This window comes from Dethiosulfatibacter aminovorans DSM 17477 (assembly GCF_900142005.1).
Lineage (GTDB): Bacteria > Bacillota > Clostridia > Tissierellales > Dethiosulfatibacteraceae > Dethiosulfatibacter > Dethiosulfatibacter aminovorans.
The window spans coordinates 116875-135539 of the sequence record NZ_FQZL01000007.1 but is presented as its reverse complement, the minus strand read 5'-3'; the positions used below and the strand labels follow the sequence as shown (position 1 = coordinate 135539).

General features: G+C 40.1%; 16 protein-coding genes, 1 pseudogene and 1 riboswitch. Of the genes and pseudogenes, 15 read left to right on the top strand and 2 right to left on the bottom strand.

The window, feature by feature from the left end; all coding sequences use genetic code 11:
- The first annotated feature begins 297 nt into the window (after positions 1-297).
- From BUB05_RS05865 to BUB05_RS05830, 8 genes and pseudogenes are all read left to right on the top strand, one after another.
- Positions 298-831, top strand: coding sequence for a PAS domain S-box protein (locus tag BUB05_RS05865; protein ID WP_425430039.1), 534 nt, complete (start codon positions 298-300; stop codon positions 829-831).
- A 71-nt stretch (positions 832-902) separates the two neighbouring features.
- Positions 903-1100, top strand: a pseudogene (locus BUB05_RS18985) (EAL domain-containing protein); the annotation flags it as partial.
- 260 nt (positions 1101-1360) lie between these two features.
- Entirely contained in the window at positions 1361-3538 is a 2178-nt protein-coding gene (locus BUB05_RS05855; RefSeq protein WP_073048530.1) for an EAL domain-containing protein, read from the top strand.
- A 155-nt stretch (positions 3539-3693) separates the two neighbouring features.
- Entirely contained in the window at positions 3694-4845 is a 1152-nt protein-coding gene (locus BUB05_RS05850) for a sensor histidine kinase (protein ID WP_073048528.1), read from the top strand.
- A gap of 261 nt (positions 4846-5106) precedes the next feature.
- Positions 5107-5188, top strand: a riboswitch (cyclic di-GMP riboswitch).
- A 105-nt stretch (positions 5189-5293) separates the two neighbouring features.
- The gene (locus BUB05_RS05845) at positions 5294-6502 is read left to right on the top strand and encodes a response regulator (RefSeq protein WP_073048525.1); all 1209 of its coding nucleotides are present in this window, start codon (positions 5294-5296) and stop codon (positions 6500-6502) included.
- The gene (locus tag BUB05_RS05840) at positions 6503-8113 is read left to right on the top strand and encodes a hybrid sensor histidine kinase/response regulator (protein ID WP_073048524.1); all 1611 of its coding nucleotides are present in this window, start codon (positions 6503-6505) and stop codon (positions 8111-8113) included.
- Positions 8114-9904, top strand: a complete 1791-nt coding sequence (locus BUB05_RS05835) for an HD domain-containing phosphohydrolase (protein WP_073048521.1) — start codon at positions 8114-8116, stop codon at positions 9902-9904. It begins immediately after the preceding gene.
- A 169-nt stretch (positions 9905-10073) separates the two neighbouring features.
- Positions 10074-10406, top strand: coding sequence for a hypothetical protein (locus BUB05_RS05830; RefSeq protein WP_073048518.1), 333 nt, complete (start codon positions 10074-10076; stop codon positions 10404-10406).
- 89 nt (positions 10407-10495) lie between these two features.
- On the opposite strand, the gene BUB05_RS05825 is transcribed toward BUB05_RS05830, so the two are convergent.
- Positions 10496-11344, bottom strand: coding sequence for a DegV family protein (locus tag BUB05_RS05825; RefSeq protein ID WP_073048516.1), 849 nt, complete (start codon positions 11342-11344; stop codon positions 10496-10498).
- 15 nt (positions 11345-11359) lie between these two features.
- Positions 11360-11806 (bottom strand): MarR family winged helix-turn-helix transcriptional regulator, encoded by a 447-nt coding sequence (locus BUB05_RS05820; protein WP_073048513.1) that lies wholly within the window; start codon positions 11804-11806, stop codon positions 11360-11362.
- Positions 11807-12001: 195 nt separating this feature from the next.
- Between BUB05_RS05820 and BUB05_RS05815 the strand changes: the two genes are divergently transcribed.
- The 7 genes from BUB05_RS05815 (at position 12002) to BUB05_RS05785 (ending at position 18380) form a co-directional block, all read left to right on the top strand.
- On the top strand, positions 12002-12592 hold the full coding sequence (locus BUB05_RS05815) for a 5' nucleotidase, NT5C type (RefSeq protein ID WP_073048511.1): 591 nt from the start codon (positions 12002-12004) through the stop codon (positions 12590-12592).
- A gap of 218 nt (positions 12593-12810) precedes the next feature.
- Complete coding sequence (locus BUB05_RS05810) at positions 12811-13026, top strand: hypothetical protein (RefSeq protein ID WP_073048509.1); 216 nt, start codon at positions 12811-12813, stop codon at positions 13024-13026.
- Positions 13027-13377: 351 nt separating this feature from the next.
- Complete coding sequence (locus BUB05_RS05805; protein ID WP_175548515.1) at positions 13378-14301, top strand: Fic family protein; 924 nt, start codon at positions 13378-13380, stop codon at positions 14299-14301.
- A 598-nt stretch (positions 14302-14899) separates the two neighbouring features.
- Positions 14900-15667: a gamma-glutamyl-gamma-aminobutyrate hydrolase family protein gene (locus tag BUB05_RS05800; RefSeq protein ID WP_175548514.1), complete on the top strand. Its 768-nt coding sequence runs from the start codon at positions 14900-14902 to the stop codon at positions 15665-15667.
- Positions 15664-16875, top strand: a complete 1212-nt coding sequence (locus BUB05_RS05795; RefSeq protein WP_073048507.1) for a M20 metallopeptidase family protein — start codon at positions 15664-15666, stop codon at positions 16873-16875. The genes BUB05_RS05800 and BUB05_RS05795 overlap by 4 nt, the downstream gene beginning before the upstream one ends.
- Before the next feature lie 33 nt (positions 16876-16908).
- Complete coding sequence (locus BUB05_RS05790; RefSeq protein WP_073048505.1) at positions 16909-17628, top strand: DUF5058 family protein; 720 nt, start codon at positions 16909-16911, stop codon at positions 17626-17628.
- A gap of 20 nt (positions 17629-17648) precedes the next feature.
- Entirely contained in the window at positions 17649-18380 is a 732-nt protein-coding gene (locus BUB05_RS05785) for a hypothetical protein (protein WP_073048746.1), read from the top strand.
- Positions 18381-18665 lie beyond the last annotated feature (285 nt).

Below are 18665 nucleotides of genomic sequence, written 5' to 3'. Positions count from 1 at the left end.
TAATAACAATCGTGAATTCAATATCTTTAATTTAAGAATTATCAGCTAACCGTAGATTCGAAATCTGCGGTTTTTTATAGACGTGGAAAGTTTAAAATACTTAGCCATTTTATGTATCCTTGAGCTTTATTTTTAAAATCAGTGGATTAAGTTGCCGGTAGCATTCAAGACTCATATACCATAATCAATATCATACATACAGAAAAAACTGTTTTCATCTGAACAGAGGCTTTCTAATGAAATAATTGCAAACAGCATAAATGAGATTACGGAGAAGCCTACAGGAGCTTTAAGGTTATAGCAAATTCTGGTGAAATGCAAAGATATATTGATAATTACAATGTTGAAAACAGGCATGAACTGGAACAGCTTTTTTACAGAATGGGAAAAAACATTGATGATATTGACCAGATAAGGTTTTTAAGCCTTGAAGGTATGGAACAAATCAGGGTTAATGTGGAGAAGGGATTAGATCCTTTTGTTGTTGCTGAAAATCAATTGCAGGACAAATCAAAGAGGGATTATTTTTTACAAGCAAAGAAAAACAGCGAGATGATTTGTTTTTTGCTTCTGGTTGCAATAATCTTCTTTTACTTCATGATGGAAAATGGGGAAAACCTGTCAATAAACAAGATAATTGCAGATACAACCAATGATGGAGTCATTATAACAGACAGGAGAAACAGGATAATTTTTGTAAATGACGCCTACAAGGATATTACAGGCTTTGATTTTGAAGATGTAAAAGGCAAGAACCCTGCTGAATTCAAATCGGGACGCCATGGAGAAAGTTTGGAAGGGGAAGATATATCCCGATATGCTTACAATTGAAATAACTGAAACCATCCTCATGAAAAACGTTGAAGATATCAACGGCATATTATTGAAACTTAGGAAAGAAGGTATCGATAGATGATTTCGGAACGGGATTTTCCTCCCTGTCATATCTCAAAAATCTGGAAACTGATGAGCTGAAAATAGACAGGAGTTTCATAAAGGACTTTCCGGAGACCGATGACGGAAGTATTGCAAAGTACATATCCATAATGGCCGGCGGGCTAGGTCTTAAGACGGTGGCCGAGGGAGCAGAGACGAAGTAACAGGTTTGTTTTCTGGAAGAGATTGGATGTTCATATATACAGGGATACTACTACAGCAAACCCCTTCCGGCAGATGGATTTATTGAATATGTCCTCGGAGCTTATTATCATCCAAGTCAAGCGAAAGTGTTAGATTAATAAAGTTTTGAATGACAATCTACATTATGGTATTCTAATAATGAATGGATTTGGGTAAATAATGAACGGAAAATATTTTCAATGATTCGAATACTCATCTACATGCTTAAAAGGAGGGGTCTATGAAAAGGAAGTTTGTTTTTTTAGTGGCAGCGGTTGCAGTTTTAGAAATGATTGCAGCAATTTCATGCAGTGGAGTTGATTCTAAGCAAGAGGATCAAGGGAAAGATACAATAAGATATGGAACTACGGGCCAATATCCCCCATTTTCATATTATAGAGATGGAAAAGTTAGCGGATTCAGCCCATATCTTACCGAAATTATTTTTAACCGTGGTGGATATGATGTTGAACATATCATTGACGACTGGGACACCATATACAAGGGTCTTGTCAACGGAAGTATTGACATGGCGGGACTTGTTAGTGTAAGTGATGAGAGTAAAAAAGAGGTGTTTTTTTCAAAGCCCCTGTTCACCACCAGTATCTCCATATATGCCAGGCATGATTCGGAAAAATATAGAATTGATAACTTAAAGGACTTGAAGGTTGGCGTTATGACCAGCTACTATACCAGGGAGATACTCGACAACATTATGGGAACTGAGCAATACCACGGATACAAGGATCTAGGTGCAATGATATCGGATCTTGAATCTGGAAGGATAGATGTTATTTTCGAGAACCAGCAGCTGATAGATAATTATCTTATCATGGAAGGGAAGAAAGGACAAATACGGGCAGTACGGACCAACCTCTATCCAACAGAAATGGCATATGCTGTAAGCATTGAGAACAGTGAGCTTTTAGACTTTATCAACATGAGGATTGATGGATTAGTAAAAAGCGGTATATTTGAGGAATTATACATGAGCTACTTCTACAGCCATTCCGACGAATATGTCAGGTCGAGAAACATGAGGATTGGCCTTTTTGCCATTGCTGTCCTTTTAATTGTTTTTGTTGGTGTATTCACAATGGACAGAACAATAAAAATGCTAAGGAAAAAAATTGAAAAGGATAGGATTTCAAGCCCCTTTACGGGTCTTTACAATGCAAGCAAACTCTTGCCTGACCTTGACAGAATGGTAGAGAGGGGAGAAGAGTTTTATATAAATGTCATAAAGTGCAATAATCTTGAGGCTATAAGCAAGTACATAGACAACAAGGTAGTGAAAAAGATAGTTGAACAAATCATCAAAAGCTTTAAGCGGGAATTTTCTGAAATAGAACTTTATTCCATAAACTTCGATGAATTTATATTCCATTACAGGGAAAGCAGCAGAGGAAATACGAGCGACAGAGTGAAAAAATGGGTTGAAGAAATGTCCTTACCTGTAAAAATTGAAGATTACTCCTTCAGGATTCAGATGAAGACAGGGATTTTTCATTACCAGGGTGGAAAATCCAGCGGCATGGAAATACTTAACAAGGCGAGGATAGCAACAGATAACGGAGACCTGCACGAATCAGGAATATTTTACTATGATTCAGTATCTGAAAAAAAAGGCAGGCTTTTTCATGAAGTATCCGCTGACCTTTCGGATGCAATAAAAAGAAACGAATTTTTCCTGGTATACCAGCCTGTAATCGACATTAATCAAAATGAAATATCAGGGGCCGAAGTACTACTCAGGTGGGACAGGGGCAAGCGGGAAAATGTAGGCCCCGGAATCTTTGTGGATATTGCCGAAAGGATTGGTCTTGTCAAGGAAATATCAAAGTGGGTCATTGAAAGTAATTTTGATCAAACGAGCATTTGGAGGGACAAGGGATTGAAAATAAGGTCGGCAGTCAACCTGACCTCAACAGAAATCCTGGATGATGACTTCAGGGCCTGGGTCAAGGACATCATAGATGAAAAAGGCTATGACAGGAATGACTATACCATAGAATTAACAGAAAGAATGTTGTCCGGAAACAATAAAAGACTTAAGGATGTCCTGACCGGCCTAAGGGAAATGGGATACAGGGTTGCAATAGACGACTTCGGTACAGGATACAATTCCCTTTTGACTATCGGAGAGATCCCCTTTGACATCATAAAGATAGACAAATACTTCATAGACCGTTTGGAAGAGCCAGAGATAATGACAATAGTAAAGCATATAATCCATACCGCCCACGAATTGGGGGGCAAGGTTGTTGCCGAAGGGGTGGAAAGAAGGGAGCAGTTGCACATTCTAAGAAGGATGGATTGCGACCTTTACCAGGGATTTTATTTCAGCAGGCCCTTGCTGCCGGAAGATTTTGTTGACTACTGCAAGGATTTTGACATTGGCAGGTATTGCAGGGGGTGAAATCGAACCTTACCGGATCAGATTCGAATCATAGGTCGATGCATTCTACTGGAATAAACCGATTTTTATTGAAAAAATGACAGAAAGGAAATAAAATATATAGGAATACATTCAAGGCATGATTTTTGAAAAAATAAAATATGAGGAGTATTTCCATGTTTAGAAGAAAGACATATATAAGAGTTAATTGTGAAGGTTTCATAGATTCAGTAAACCATGGAGCAGAGATATTCTGGGGATTTGACAAGAGTAAACTTCTTAACAGGCACTATATGGACCTTTTCAAGGATCCTGAATCATTGGTTGGGAATATAGAGCTTTCACTCAAGTCTGGTATGTTTGAAAGAAAGGACGTACCATGCATGGACCCTATGAATATGGAGTTCAATGCCGATGTCAAGGCTATAAAGCTGGATGCTGAAAATTCATTTTATACATTCCTTTCTTTGGAAAAGGTTGGACTTCCTGATGGATTTAATGATGAAATTGATAATATCTTCATAGACAGCCTCTTGAAGGATGCTGCAAAGGCCGACACCAGGGGAGAAATGGAAACCGCTATAGCTAGACTCAGAGAAGAGCTAAAGGATGCAACTTCCCAGCTTGTACATACGGAAAGAATGACGGCCCTTGGGGAACTTACTTCAAGCATAGCCCACGAACTCAACCAACCCCTCAACAATATGAAGCTTGTGAGTCAGGACATATTGAGGGATATTAAGAAGGAAAGGCTGGATCTGGAAACACTGCCTTCCAGTATGGGAATAATTGTGGAGCAGATAGGCAGGATGGCTGAAATAATAGACCATATGAGGATTTTCACCAGGAAGATTGACAGTGAAATGCCCATGGAAAAGATTCAGATAGAAGTTCCCTTCAACAATATTTTTCTTCTCATAGGCCAACAGCTCAAGGTCCATGATATTGATGTTTTAAAGGATTTAGCAAAGGGTTTGCCTTGTGTTTTTGCAAACTCAGTGGCTCTCGAGCAGGTTTTTACAAACATATTAATCAATGCCAGGAGTGCCGTTGAGAATTACAGATCCCATGACAGGTCAATCAAGGTAAAGACCTTCATGGAAGGCCAAGAAGTTGGAATATCAATAGAGAACAATGGTGGCAAGATTCCCGATGAAATAAGGGAAAAAATATTTGAACCCTTTTTCACTACTAAGGATCCCGGCGAGGGTACAGGACTTGGTCTTAGCATATCATCAAGGATCGTAAAGGAACATGGTGGCAGGATAATCCTTGAATCAGAGGATGACTGGACCAGATTCACAGTATTATTGCCTGCTGCTATTTGATAACAGTATTCAGTATTTAAAGATAAATAGTATTAAAAACGACCTTGCTATAAATAGTTGTGAAGCTCTATCTGACCTGAAAGACAGGTGCCCGATAATTTATTATTATGGTCGTTTTTAATGTATTTGATTGGGTATAAAATCTTAAAGGATTTTAAGAGATTAGCATCAATTTATTACTATTTATTGATTTTATCTTTTGTTAGTGTTACAATAACACCATTAAATAAGTAATTAGTCTTTATTTTTGATCGACTTGTTAATTTAAAAAGGCAAACTGTCTGAAAAGACAGGACGCAAAGCCAATGGGCCTAAGCATCTCGTACGGCAGCCGGCTGCTTTTATTTTCGATACATCAACAAGCGGGACTTTTTTTTGTGCCTAAAATTTGTTGTAGTGTCAAGTTTGCACTTTTGATTTTATAGTTGGTCTTTATGCGGGAGGAAATATGATAGATATTAAGGTACTGCTTATAGAGGACGATGACATCGCAAGAGAGAGATTGAAAAACATAATCAAGAAGGAAGGATACAAGGTGTGCACCGCTTCAAACGGGGTGGAGGGACTTGAAGTTTTCAGGTCTGAAAAGCCCGACTTGGTGGTAACAGACGTAAAGATGCCTAAAATGGACGGAATGGAAGTCACTAGGAGGATAAAGAGCCTTTCTCCTGAAACGGGAATAGTTCTAATAACAGGCCACGGCAGCATGGACATGGTGATTGAGGCACTAAGGGGAGGGGCAACGGACTATATCAAAAAGCCCATAAATGTGGATGAAATGCTCTTGAGTCTTGGAAGGGCAACTGAATTCGTACTGAAAAAGAGAAACAGGATGATTAAAAAAAGCATACTCGTGGTAGAGGATAACGACAAGTCCAGGGAAACACTCGTCAGAGTATTTGCCAAGGAAGGATACGAGGTTTACCAGGCAGCAGACGGCATTGAGGCTGTCAGGATTTTTTTTGAAAGAAAAATAGATGTCGTCCTTCTTGATATAAAGCTTCCCGGCAAGGACGGCCTTGATGTATTAAAAGAGATCAGTGGAACTTCAAGGTATTTCGAGACCATAGTAATGAGCGGCTACGGGGATGAGGTTATGGCGGTTGAAGCCATGAGAAACGGTGCCATGAACTTCATCAGGAAGCCAATAGACCTGGAGCAGCTTCTTGTGTCGGTACAGAAGGCCTACGAGAAGCTAAATCTCCAAAGAGCCTACTACTATGCAGAAAGGGAGATAGATATCTCCCGTCAGATAATAGATAAGATATCCCTTGACAGGGACATAGAATTAAGGTTTCCAATAAGGGTTGAAAGGGATTTTTTCATGTCTACACTCGACGACCTTTCATCACTAAACAAGAGATATTTCACAGTAGACAAGGACATGAAGGTTGGATATGTCAGCAGTAACTTCCTGGACAGAAATCATTTTAAGCCGCAGATTCTCAAATCTCTTATGGTATCTGATTTCGGTACTTCAATGAGTAATACTGACAAGCTTGAGTCAAGTCTTACAGGTTTTCTATGTGATGGTGAAAGACTGACTATGGAATACCCTATAGGGGAAAACCAGGCCATGAATTTCTACAAAGTATACCTCTATGCCAAAGGCAGCAGCAGTGCAGTTGCCCTTGGATCATATAGAGTGGATATATAAATGGGCATGAGGGTATTGATTGTGGATGATGATATCCACATATGCAGGGAGCTTGAGACTGATATTTCAAGGAGTCACATGAAGACTCATTCAGCCTTGAGTATAGATGATGCAAGAAAAATACTGAAAAGTGAAGATATAGACATAGTGATCCTTGATGTGTACCTGAATGGCGAAAACAGCATAGGTTTTGTCAGTGAGGTCAAGGGAAAATACAGCAGCTGTGAAGTTATAATAATGACAGGATTCAGTACCCAGGACCTTGCAGTTGAAGCACTGAGAAAAGGTGCAATTGATTATCTTGAAAAACCTCTGGACATGAAGATCCTTAATACGGCTTTGGGAAGGGCCATGGACAAGATAAAAAGGGAAAAGGAGATGGACTTCAAGCATACAATACTACTTGCCGACGACGATGTCCATCTCACTGAAAATCTATCAAGGATCCTTTCAAAGGAAGGCTATGAGGTCCTGACTGCAAATGACGGAAAAACGGGATACGACATAATCAACTCCAAAAAGGTGGATGTTATGATATGCGACATGGAGATGCCTGTCATGAGTGGAATGGAACTTATGGAAAAGGTGAAGAGAAACTTCGGTGATACGGAAGTCATAATGATGACGGGATTCGGAGATGAAAGCCTTGCCATAGAAGCTCTCAGGAAGGGAGCCATAAATTATCTGAGAAAGCCCATAGACCTTGAGGAGCTCCTAATATCAATAGAAAAGGCTGCGGAGCGGATAATGTTGTACAGAAACAGGCTTTACAGGAGCAGGGAGCTAAAAATAAATGCAGAGATAGTGTCAAAGATAAACCTTGAGCTTGAGAGGCGGATAGAGGAGAGAACAAGCGAGATTACAATGATTCAGAGTCAGCTTTTCCAGACATCCAAGCTTGCTACCCTGGGAGAGATGGCAGCTGGACTAGCCCATGAGCTCAACCAGCCCCTTACGGGCATATCCCTGACTACAGGCAATATGAAAATGCTGGCGAAAAGGGGATTGCTTGAAGAAAATGCCTTGCTTGAATCCCTTTCGACTATAGAAGGTTTGGTCAAGAGGATGTCGAAAATAATCGTCCATATAAGGACCTTTGCCAGACAGGATGTCCAGAAATTCGTAGTAATGGATGTAAACGAAAGCCTTGACAATGCAATGAGTTTGATGGCGGAACAGATCAGGTTGAATGACATAGAGATGTCGGTCAAAAAAACTGAAAATCTTCCCCAGGTCATGGGGGAGCCCTACCAGATAGAACAGGTATTGATAAATGTTATAGCAAATGCCAAGGATGCAGTTAACGAAAAGGAATCAATTCTATCAGGAAAAATAAAGGGATACGGCAAGAAGATAGGAATAGAAACGGCTTGCGAGAACGGATGGATCAAAATAGACATAAGGGATAATGGGATTGGGATGGATGAGAAGACCAAAGAGAAATTTTTCGAACCATTTTATACAACCAAGGAAGTAGGAAAGGCTACAGGCCTTGGAATGTCAATCAGCTATGGCATAATGAAGGGCCATAGTGGAAGGATTGACGTAGACAGCTCTGAGGACAAGGGGACATGCATATCCATTAAGCTCAAGCCTTACATGGAGGATTAAATGACTAAAGTATTGGTGATAGATGATGAGTCAATCATAAGGGACACGCTGAAAAGCATGCTGGAACTAGACGGCTTTGAGGTAAGGACCGGATTCGACGGACTGGACGGACTTGAAATAGTAAAGTCGGAGTGGGGAGAAAGTCTTGATGTAATAGTCCTTGATATAAAGATGCCGAGGATGGATGGAATAGAGGTATTGAGAGAGATAAAGTCATTCAATCCGGAACTGGAAGTGATAATGACAACTGGCCATGGAGCAGTTGAATCAGCCATCGATGCCATGCGTATTGGTGCGTTTGACTATATTAATAAGCCCATGGAGTATGAGGAGCTTGCCATTTCCATAGACCGGGCCGCAAGTGTCAGAAACGAACGAAAAAACAGGATGATAGCCGAAAACGCCCTCAAGGAAAGTGAAGAGAAATACAGGGCTGTTGTGGAAGGGGCAAGCGACGGTATACTTATTGCGAGTGAATACAGGCTGATATATGGAAATCCTACATTTTTCAGCATGAGCGGCTATGACCAGGATGAAATTGAAAGTCTGCTTCTTAGTGATATTTTTTCCTGTGAGAAAAATGACTGCATTCATGGGATAAAAAACGGGTCTTCCATTCTAATGAAGTGCGTGGACGGTAAAGGCATATATGTTGAAATAAAGACAAACTCAATTAAATATATGGGACAGGAGTGTACTCTGTATATATTAAGGGACGTGACAGAAAGGATAAAGGCAGAAGAAAAGATAAGATACCTGAGTTATTACGATAATCTGACCGGTGTATACAACAGGACATACTTCGAGGACAAGTGGAATCAGCTTGAGAAGAACCCGGTACTTCCATCAACCCTGATAATTGCAGACCTAAACGGACTTAAGATTGCCAACGACGGATTCGGTCACACCACAGGTGACGAAGTTTTGAGGAAGGCTGCCGCCTTGCTCAAGGAATCCTGCGGTAAGGATGATATAGTTGCAAGGCTTGGCGGTGATGAGTTCGCTCTATTGATGATGGGTACGGGAGAAGAGGAAGCACAACGGAAAATAGAGAAAATAAATAAGAATGCCGGTAGGGTTTCTGGACTGCCACTTGACATTAGTATTTCCATGGGTTATGCAACGATGAATAACAGTTTTGTAGACTTCGGTACACTTTTCACGAGTGCCGAAGAGATGATGTACAGGAATAAACTGATATCTGGCGATAGTGTTAGAAACAGCATTCTAAACACTTTTATCAATACGCTTCATGAAAAGAGCATAGAAACCCAGGAGCATTGTGGCAGGATGCAGGACCTTTGCAGGAAGATGGGAAGGAAGATGTCTCTGCCTGGTCAAAAGATAGACGAACTTGTCCTCCTAGCGGCCCTTCACGACATAGGCAAAATCGCCATAGCAAATGAAATCCTGACAAAGAAAGTCAGGCTCACTGATGAGGAAATGGACCAGATAAAAAAACATGCAGAGGTGGGATTCAGGATAACCAGTTCCTGCCAGGAAGTAGCCCATATATCGAATTTCATACTTTGTCATCATGAAAGATGGGATGGTAGCGGCTATCCTCAGGGGCTCAAAGGCGAGGAAATTCCTTTTGAATCTCGAATCATATCAATTGTTGACGCCTTCGATGTAATGATAAACGACAGACCCTACAGGACAGGGATTGAAGTTGAGGATGCAATAAAGGAACTTGTCAGGTGTGGAGGATCACAGTTCGACCCCAAACTTATAGGTGTTTTCGTTGAGATGATTTCCGAACAAAGATCAAGCAGAAATATTTATGCATGAATCGTTAAAGCTTGATTGTGATTCATAAGATGGCAAATAAAGGTTTTCAGTTCCTCTTTAATGTAATATCAAAGTGTTTAAACTATTGACGAAGCATAGGATTTGGTAGTAGAATTTAGAGATACATGGCATCAGGCCATGAAAAAAGTTGCTACAGAAGGAGTATTGAGTGCAATCTGAAATATTAGAGCTTCTTGACAAATACATTAGGGTGACAGAACTGCAGTACAGACAGGCAAACAAGTCTGAAGAGGATTTTGACATGGAGGAACTGGAGAGACTCATCGAAGAAAGGGGCAAGATACTTAAAAGAATCGAAGTGGTAAAGCAATACCTCACCGATGAAGACCTGAAGTCAATAGCCCTTAAGATAGAGAAGATGAAACGTCTCGATGACAGAAACATAAAAGCCTTCAAGGAACATTCAAAAAGAATCAGGGTTCTACTGGACGACATAAAAAAAAGAAAAAAGAATCTCGAAGCCTACAGGAAAAACCTGTAGGTTTTTCTGTGTATTTTTTTTACCGCCAGCAAGGCTTGAAAAATAAAAAAGCCATCCAGAGAAATAAAAATCTGGATGGTTTTACAAGTTTACTGTATATCCATATCGCAGAACAGCAAACCTGCACATCCGGGGCCGGCATGTGTTCCCACTACGGCACCGATTGGTGCCTCGAGGATTTCTCCCACCTTGAAGTTTTCAAGGAGTACTGTCTTTATCTTGTCACCGAAGGCCTGGTCGTTTGAGTTTACTATGAAGACTGTCTTGTTTGAAAGGTCGAATTGTGAACTGTATAGCCAGTCCATTATATACTTGATGCCCTTTGCCCTTCCACGCACCTTTGTTACGGTTTCCACCACTCCGTTGACCTGTATTATGGGCTTCACGTTCAAAAGCCCTCCTATTGCTCCCTGAACAGCTGAAAGTCTTCCTCCCTTTACGAGATACTCGAGGGTATCTATTATAAACATGGTTTTCATGTTTTCGACCATCTTTTTAAGCAGTTCCATTATTTCGGCGGCACTTTTGCCTTTTTCAGCCATTTTTGCAGCTTCTATGGACATGAGGGTCGTCATGGCGGTTACTCCTCTTGAATCCAGGATATGGATCTTGTCGGATTTTATCATGTCCTGGGCTATTTTTGCAGATGAGTAGGTGCCGCTTAGATCCGATGAAATGAATATTCCAATGACCTCGTCTCCCTCATCGAGAATCTCATTGAAAATGTCAACAAACTCTCCCGGATTCACCTGAGAAGTTGTTGGAAGTTCCTTGGCTGTAGCAAGCTTTTTGTAGAATTCCTCGTTTGTAAGCTCCACTCCGTCAAGAAAGGATTCTTCACCGAAATTCACCCTTAAGGGTGCTATCTTAATATTGTATTTCTTTGCAATTTCTTTGGGCATATCACTGGTACTGTCTGTGACTATTCTAATGGCCATTGATTGTCCTCCGTTTTATAGTTTATATTTCTTCCTGAAATAGCTGTCGACATTGAAAAGAGCCTTTATCAATACCCTTTCCTGCTCAGGTTCCAGGTTTGAAAGTGTAGTGGTAACCAAGTCGTGATGGAACTCGTCGTGGGTGGCAAGTGCCTTTTCACCCTTTTCCGTAAGGCTTATTACGACCTTTCGCTTGTCATTTGCAGACTTTCCCCTTTTGACATATCCCTTCTTTACAAGGTTGTCAACTCCGGTAGTGAGGGTTCCCTGGGTTATGTTCAGGGACTTGGCTGTTTCGGACATTGTCCTTTCACGGTTGCTTCCTATTATTTCAATTGTATGGAATTCGGTCATTGTAAGGTCTTCAAATTCGCCTGTGCAGAGGCATTTCTCCTCTATCTTCATTACATCGTTGAAGAGCTTTACAAGTACCTTGTTTATTGAATCACGCTTAGTATTCATATATCTCACCTTGAAATGCTTTGATAATCAAAGTATATACATGGCAACAGTGTTTGTCAACTCGCTAATAAAAATATAATGTTTTCTTAATAATTGACATGAGCGGGCTTTCACAAGTTTTACAGAAGTTTAACCTTGGGATGACGTAAAATTTGTATTGGGATAATACAATGGACTCAAAGAGAGGTGAATATAATGAAGAGATTGAATATTTGCATTGACATCGATGGAACGTTGACTGAACCCTACTACTGGCTGGCAATGGCCAATGAGCATTTTTCAAAATGTGTAAGGGAAGAGGAAGTAAGGTGTTATGAAATACACAAGACAATGGGCATTGAACTTGACGACTACCTGTATTACTATGAAGTCTACAAGTACGATATTCACAATAATGCAAGGTTGAGGGAGCAGGCGGGAGAATATATAGGCAAGCTTTCTGAATGGCACAGGATACATTTTGTGACGGCAAGGGACAAGGACCTTGAGATGATTACATTTTCTTATCTTTGTAGGCACAATATTCCTTTCAACAGCCTGTATGTTACAGGAAATGCAAACAAGATACAGAATGCACATGATTTGAACTGTGATGTATTTCTGGAGGACAGCATGGACAATGCGGTTCAACTGGCTAGAGCAGGCTACAAGGTGATACTGATGGATGCAGGATACAATCAATGTCCGGAGGAAGAGCTTCATTCTTTGATAGTGAGGGTTCACACCTGGGAAGAAGCATATGAGGTCATCCAGGCAATGGCAATGACAAGTCAGGCGATTTCCTAGTCCGGCTTGCAACACATCAATACGAAAAAATCTGAGAAATGAATAGCAACGACGATGACATCCGCTTAAAGGCGGATTTTGTTTTTTGTATTTAATCAAATTTTAATATTTTATTAATGGTTTGCAAAGACAGTTTTGATAGGTTATAGTTATAAAGATGATTCATAAGTTTTGGCTTTTGGATCTCACTGATGAAATATATTATTGGAGGTATCGTTATGGCTACCATATTTGCCGTACTATTGATGTTTATGTTCTTCGGAATGGCTATAAAAATAAGTTTTTTCCTGTTCAAGGTTTTCTTCGTGTTCATAGGATTTTTGCTTCTGCTGGTTGCACTGCCTATGGTTGTACTGCCTGTATTCGTGGTTGTTGGAATATTCGCACTGGCCATATTCGGATTGTTGACCTTGATAGGTAGATTGATTTTCTGATATAAGAAAATGGGCTAGGTTAATATTAATGAGAGAGACGGTTTCTGTATTGAATATATGGAACCGTTTTTTGATATTTCTGTGAATTGGGAACTGTTCCAAAAAACAAAAGGGACGGTTCTTTTTGTTTTTTGAGTTGAAGATGAAGGGTTGCACCAATCTGTTATATCGATATATCGATAAATATTGAAAATTTATCGATATATCGATATAATTACATAAGGATATTTTATCTTGAAACAAATTTCGTCATTATTTATTCAAAAATGTATCCAGTTGAGGCATTCCGGATACTTCATTTGAAAAATAAACTCAACTAAAGTCACGAAATAAAACTGGGAGGGGAGCATAGTGAACATAAATGAATACCTGAAAAACAGGAACATTAAAATATCAGATATAAGCAAGTCCTGCAATATACCTTATGCCACAATACACGGGGGATTCGACAATCCCGATTCCATAAAGACAGCCAATCTTAAGAAGATAGCAGATTTTTTGGAAATCGGCATGGATGAACTATATGATCTGTTGCAATCTGATGAGACCAGTCTTTTGACTGTATTACTGGACCAGAAGAGATCGAAGCTGAAGGGCAACATATATCACTTCACCCAGATAAAGTTTACTTACAACACAAACCATATTGAGGGAAGCAGGCTCTCTGAGGAAGAGACCAGGTTTATATTTGAAACAAATACACTGCTTAGTGAAGGGAGAATGGTTGAGAATATAGACGATATAATTGAGACGTCAAATCACTTCTATCTGTTTGATTTGATGCTTGAGGAAGTCAAGAAGCCGCTTACCGAGGATTTGATTAAGAGATATCATGGAATTCTAAAGAACGGCACTGCCGATGCAAGGAAGGAATGGTTCAATATAGGTGAATACAAGAAGTTGCCAAATGAAGTGGGCGGAAAGGAAACCGTAAAGCCAAAGGGAGTGCCCAAAGAGATGAAGAGACTACTTGACTGGTACAATGGACTTCCAGAGGTATATTTTGATGATATTCTAGAATTCCACTACAGGTTTGAGAGCATTCATCCTTTCCAGGACGGTAACGGACGCATAGGTCGTTTGATAATGTTCAGGGAATGCTTGAAGTATGATATCGTCCCATTCATCATTGAAGACGAGTTAAAGCTTTTCTATTACAGGGGTTTGTCCGAATATGAGAGTGAGAAGGGATATTTGAGGGATACCTGCCTGTCAATGCAGGATAGATATGAAGATACTATTAAGAGATTTCTTGGAGATTTGCTGGATTGTTAAGAAATAATTATAATTAAATATTATTAAAAACAGGGCTGTTCGGAAAATCCGGACAGCCTTAAAATATTTTAGGGAGAACGAATGCTGCTTTTTTCTTTCTCTGCATCATTATAGCTTCTACTATAACTGTCGCTCTTATTCTGTTGAACATGATGTTTGTTCAAAAAATACAAAAGGGATGGTTACTTTTGTGTTTTTTAGCTGTAATGAATGTAAATATTAAAATTCGAGGAGCCGCAGCCCTTCGAATTATATTTTACTTCATTTCTTTGAAGGTGTCTATATCGATGGTCTTGATGCTGCTGCCTGACATCTAATGTTGCTGCAATTACTGGTGTTCAGCTGATATATTATCAAAATGATTTTATAGATGATGTGTATTTGGTTATTACGAGAATGCACTATTTATGTAATTAAATATAAAAAACTTGACAGAGTCACAATCATGAGTTAAGATTGTAATATACAACAGTTGGAACATACAACAATTGAAATATTCAATGCGCATGCCTGTTTATGTGAAAATAATGATCTCTAAACAAATAGATTGATTGTAAGTTAATGCTTTAAAAGAACAATGATAGCTTTATGGAAAGGAGTGTTTGAAATCAAACCAATAATAGGTATAACTGCCAATTATGTATTGAATGATAAACCTGGTACAAGTGTTGGTGTAGGTGGAAACAATCAAAAGTGGCATATGTTGGCGGATGATTATGTAAAAGCAGTTGAGGATGCCGGGGGGATACCAATAATATTGCCTGTCTTGCAGGGTATTCAAAATGTTGATCTTCTTTTGAAAAATATTGACGGATTGGTCTTCTCGGGTGGTTGTGATGTTTCACCGGTACTGTGTGGAGAAGATTCACATAAGAAAATTGGAGAGCTTTGCTACTACAGAGATTTGCAGGAAATTGAGCTTGCAAGATATTTGATGGATGAAACTGATATTCCAATTCTTGGCATCTGCAGGGGAATGCAGTTGATGAATATTGCAAGGGGTGGAAACCTTATTCAGCACATAGATGAAGACAAGTATGGGAAACATTTTTTTGGTAATCAGAACATGTGCATGCCTGTTCACCTAGTTACAACAGTCAAGGGATCCAGAATACGTGAAATAGCTGGAGAGGAAATAAAAGTGAACTCATATCATCATCAAAGTGTAAATGAACTAGGTGGCGGATTCAGTGTTGTTGCACAGGATTCCAACGGAATCATTGAAGCCATTGAATTTGACAAAAGAAACGCATTCACATTGGCGGTACAATGGCATCCGGAAGGTATATATACAACAGTATCAGAGCACAGAAGTATATTTAGAACCCTTGTTGATGAAGCAAGAAAAAAAGGAGGAAAACAATGATTGATTCAAAGGAAATTGCTGCAATTGAAGAAGAGATGATTGAAAACTACAAAATTCTTCATAAAAACCCTGAGCTCGGCTTTGAGGAATATGAAACTTCAAAATTTATTCTGAAGAAATTATCGGAATACGGAATTGAAGGAAGGCAGATTGCTCATACAGGTGTTGTGGCTACAATTGAAGGTGATAAGCCGGGGAAAACAGTGGCTATCAGAGCGGATATGGATGCATTGGCATTGACTGAAGAAGCAAAGGTGGATTACAAGTCACAAAAGGATGGATTGATGCACGCTTGTGGCCACGATGCACATGTGGCTATGCTCCTTGGAGCGGCAAAATATCTGGCAAGGAACGGGGATAAGTTTTGCGGGAATGTGAGACTGATTTTCCAGCCGGCAGAAGAAGGAGCCAGACCAGATGCCTTTAAGGTGGCCATAGAGAATGGAGCCAGCGAGCTTGGAGGCGCGGCATCGATGATCAAACATGGCGCCCTCGAAGGAGTTGATGCATGTTTTGCCCTTCACGTCATGTCCAATATGGAAAAGGGAGTGTTTGGAATCAACAGAGGCCGTGCAATGGCATCAAGCGATGTGTTTGAGCTTGATATTCTAGGGAAAGGTGGCCATGGATCGGCACCTGACTCGGCGATTGATCCTGTGGGAGCATTGAGTGCAATACTGGCAGCCTTTAATCAATTTCCGTCAAGAGAGCTCTCGGCACTTAATACCTGTGTATTGTCGGTGGGTACAATAAATACAGATTCCTCATGGAATATCATTCCTGATAAGATCAAGGTTACTGGTGGTGTAAGAACCTTTGATAATGAGTTGAGGGAAGTGGTCTTCCAACGCCTTCCGGAAATTGCCGAAGGAATCTGCAAGGCTCACAGGTGCAAGGCTGAATTTAGCAGAATCAAAGGGTACAGTCCAACGATTAATGATGTGGAAATAGCGGAGAGAATGGTGGATGTTGCCGGCAGCTGTTTTGGTGAAGAAAACGTATACATTTCCGATGTGCCGCTTATGGGATCTGAAGACGTAGGATACTATTTTCAGGAAATCCCGGGAGCCCTGGGCTGGCTGGGAGTGAAAGAATCGAGCATAGAACCCGTAGTGGCGCACAATCCTCGATTCAGGATTGACCTGGGAGCCCTTAAAAGCGGAGTGGTGTTTCATGTAAACATGGCAATGAATTATTTGAACAACTGAATTTAAAATATATTAATTGAGGGAGAAAAATTTATGGATTTAATGACTATACTTAATAGCAGCCTCTTGTATATCTTAGTTGCTGTTTCACTATTAATCATTTTTGGTATTTGTGTGTTTTTCTATATCCGGGGGAGAAGAAGAGCCTTTGAACTTGGAGTTTCACCTGAGGTCTTTAAGTCGTCTATGAAGGGAGCTGCTATTTTTTCAATTGTGCCGTCAATTGCAATAATAATTGGATTGATTTCTTTGTCCCCCCTTTTAGGAGTACCATGGCCTTGGTTTAGACTGTCTGTTGTGGGATCTCTCGGATATGAATTGATGTCGGGTGACTTGGCAGCAAAAGGAGCAGGTTTTGAATCATTGTCGGCCTTCAGTTCCAGCAATGATATGGAATCACTGGGTGCAATAATGTTCGTTATGAGTATCTGCATTATGACAGGTATGGTGTGCAATGTATTGTTTCTTAAGAAGATTCATTCAAATGCAACCAGGATCGGATCAAAACAGAATCCTTTTACAGCTTTAGCGTTGAGTTGTCTCGTGATTGCCATGATGGCAGTAATGCTGCCAATGCAACTGGTAATTAGTCCAGCTCATGCATTGACGGCAGGAACCAGTGCAATAGTAACATATGTCCTCAGCTATGCGGCAAGGAAATACAATATTAAATGGCTGCCTGATTTTATCATGTCGTTTGCCCTTGTAATTGGAATGGTGTCAGGAGTGCTGTGGAGCAGCTTGCTCATATAATGAAAGAGAGGAATGTGATCATGAAAAGAAGAACATATTTAGAAGGAACGTATTTTTATGGTGTAATCGCTACACTGATTTCAATGATGCTAATGCTTGGAATACCGGCAATCATATGCTCAATCTACGATATATGGCCTACCTTTGCACAGGTATTTGCCGTGGCTGGTCCACTGCTGGCAATGTATGTGCCCTCGGTTGCGGCTGAAGTAGTAAGCTTCACTCCAATCACAGGTACTGCCGGATACATAGCATCAATTACAGGCAATGTAATGAATATTAAATTCCCATGTGCACTGAGTGCCATGGAAGCGACGGAAGCCACACCAAGTACTGAAAAAGGCGATGTTATCTCTATGTGCGCAATGTGCATATCTGGTATGGTTACGATGGTTGTTGTAGCTGTTGGAGTAGTTATGCTTGTTCCGTTGGCACCTGTTTTGACGACACCTTTCGTAACTACAGCCACAAACTATGTGATGCCTGCCCTGTTTGGCAGCATGGCCTTGACCGCTTTTTTAAGCAAGAACGCCGGAAACTATACTGTTAAAGGAAAGATAAAGATTGCAATACTCCCAATGATGGTTGTTCTGTTGGTTCATACTTTTATCATGAGCTTGTCAAGATATGTAGGATTTGTGATGCTTGTGATTATGCCTTTTACAGTTTTCTGTGCATACGTGATGTATAAAAAAGGTTGGGTAGAGGTAAAGGACAAAAATTCAAAGGGAAAATGTGTCAAGGCAAATTAAGAAGGCTTGAATGCTTTGGAAATGTGATGTTTTGGCTATGGTAATTGAAAGTATTGAGGCATTTAAGATTCTGATGCATAGGGCGTTTGGATGCAATGTCTTGTTGATGAAAGTGAGTGAGCAGGCTGGCGCTCACTTTTATTTTTAAAGTAAAAATTTATTGAAGGAGCTTGACTGCTTTATCAAAGCGTTAGTGCTTGAATCAATATGGATATGGGATTAATGCAAGGGTGGAATGGCAGTTCAGGAAAGGAAAAAGATATTTTATGGAATTAGCTAAAAGTA

Coding starts and splice junctions, on each gene's coding strand:
- BUB05_RS05855 (WP_073048530.1), top strand. CDS start 1,361: ATGAAAAGGAAGTTTGTTTTTTTAGTGGCAGCGGTTGCAGTTTTAGAA.
- BUB05_RS05850 (WP_073048528.1), top strand. CDS start 3,694: ATGTTTAGAAGAAAGACATATATAAGAGTTAATTGTGAAGGTTTCATA.
- BUB05_RS05845 (WP_073048525.1), top strand. CDS start 5,294: ATGATAGATATTAAGGTACTGCTTATAGAGGACGATGACATCGCAAGA.
- BUB05_RS05840 (WP_073048524.1), top strand. CDS start 6,503: ATGGGCATGAGGGTATTGATTGTGGATGATGATATCCACATATGCAGG.
- BUB05_RS05835 (WP_073048521.1), top strand. CDS start 8,114: ATGACTAAAGTATTGGTGATAGATGATGAGTCAATCATAAGGGACACG.
- BUB05_RS05825 (WP_073048516.1), bottom strand. CDS start 11,344: ATGGCCATTAGAATAGTCACAGACAGTACCAGTGATATGCCCAAAGAA.
- BUB05_RS05820 (WP_073048513.1), bottom strand. CDS start 11,806: ATGAATACTAAGCGTGATTCAATAAACAAGGTACTTGTAAAGCTCTTC.
- BUB05_RS05815 (WP_073048511.1), top strand. CDS start 12,002: ATGAAGAGATTGAATATTTGCATTGACATCGATGGAACGTTGACTGAA.
- BUB05_RS05810 (WP_073048509.1), top strand. CDS start 12,811: ATGGCTACCATATTTGCCGTACTATTGATGTTTATGTTCTTCGGAATG.
- BUB05_RS05795 (WP_073048507.1), top strand. CDS start 15,664: ATGATTGATTCAAAGGAAATTGCTGCAATTGAAGAAGAGATGATTGAA.
- BUB05_RS05790 (WP_073048505.1), top strand. CDS start 16,909: ATGGATTTAATGACTATACTTAATAGCAGCCTCTTGTATATCTTAGTT.
- BUB05_RS05785 (WP_073048746.1), top strand. CDS start 17,649: ATGAAAAGAAGAACATATTTAGAAGGAACGTATTTTTATGGTGTAATC.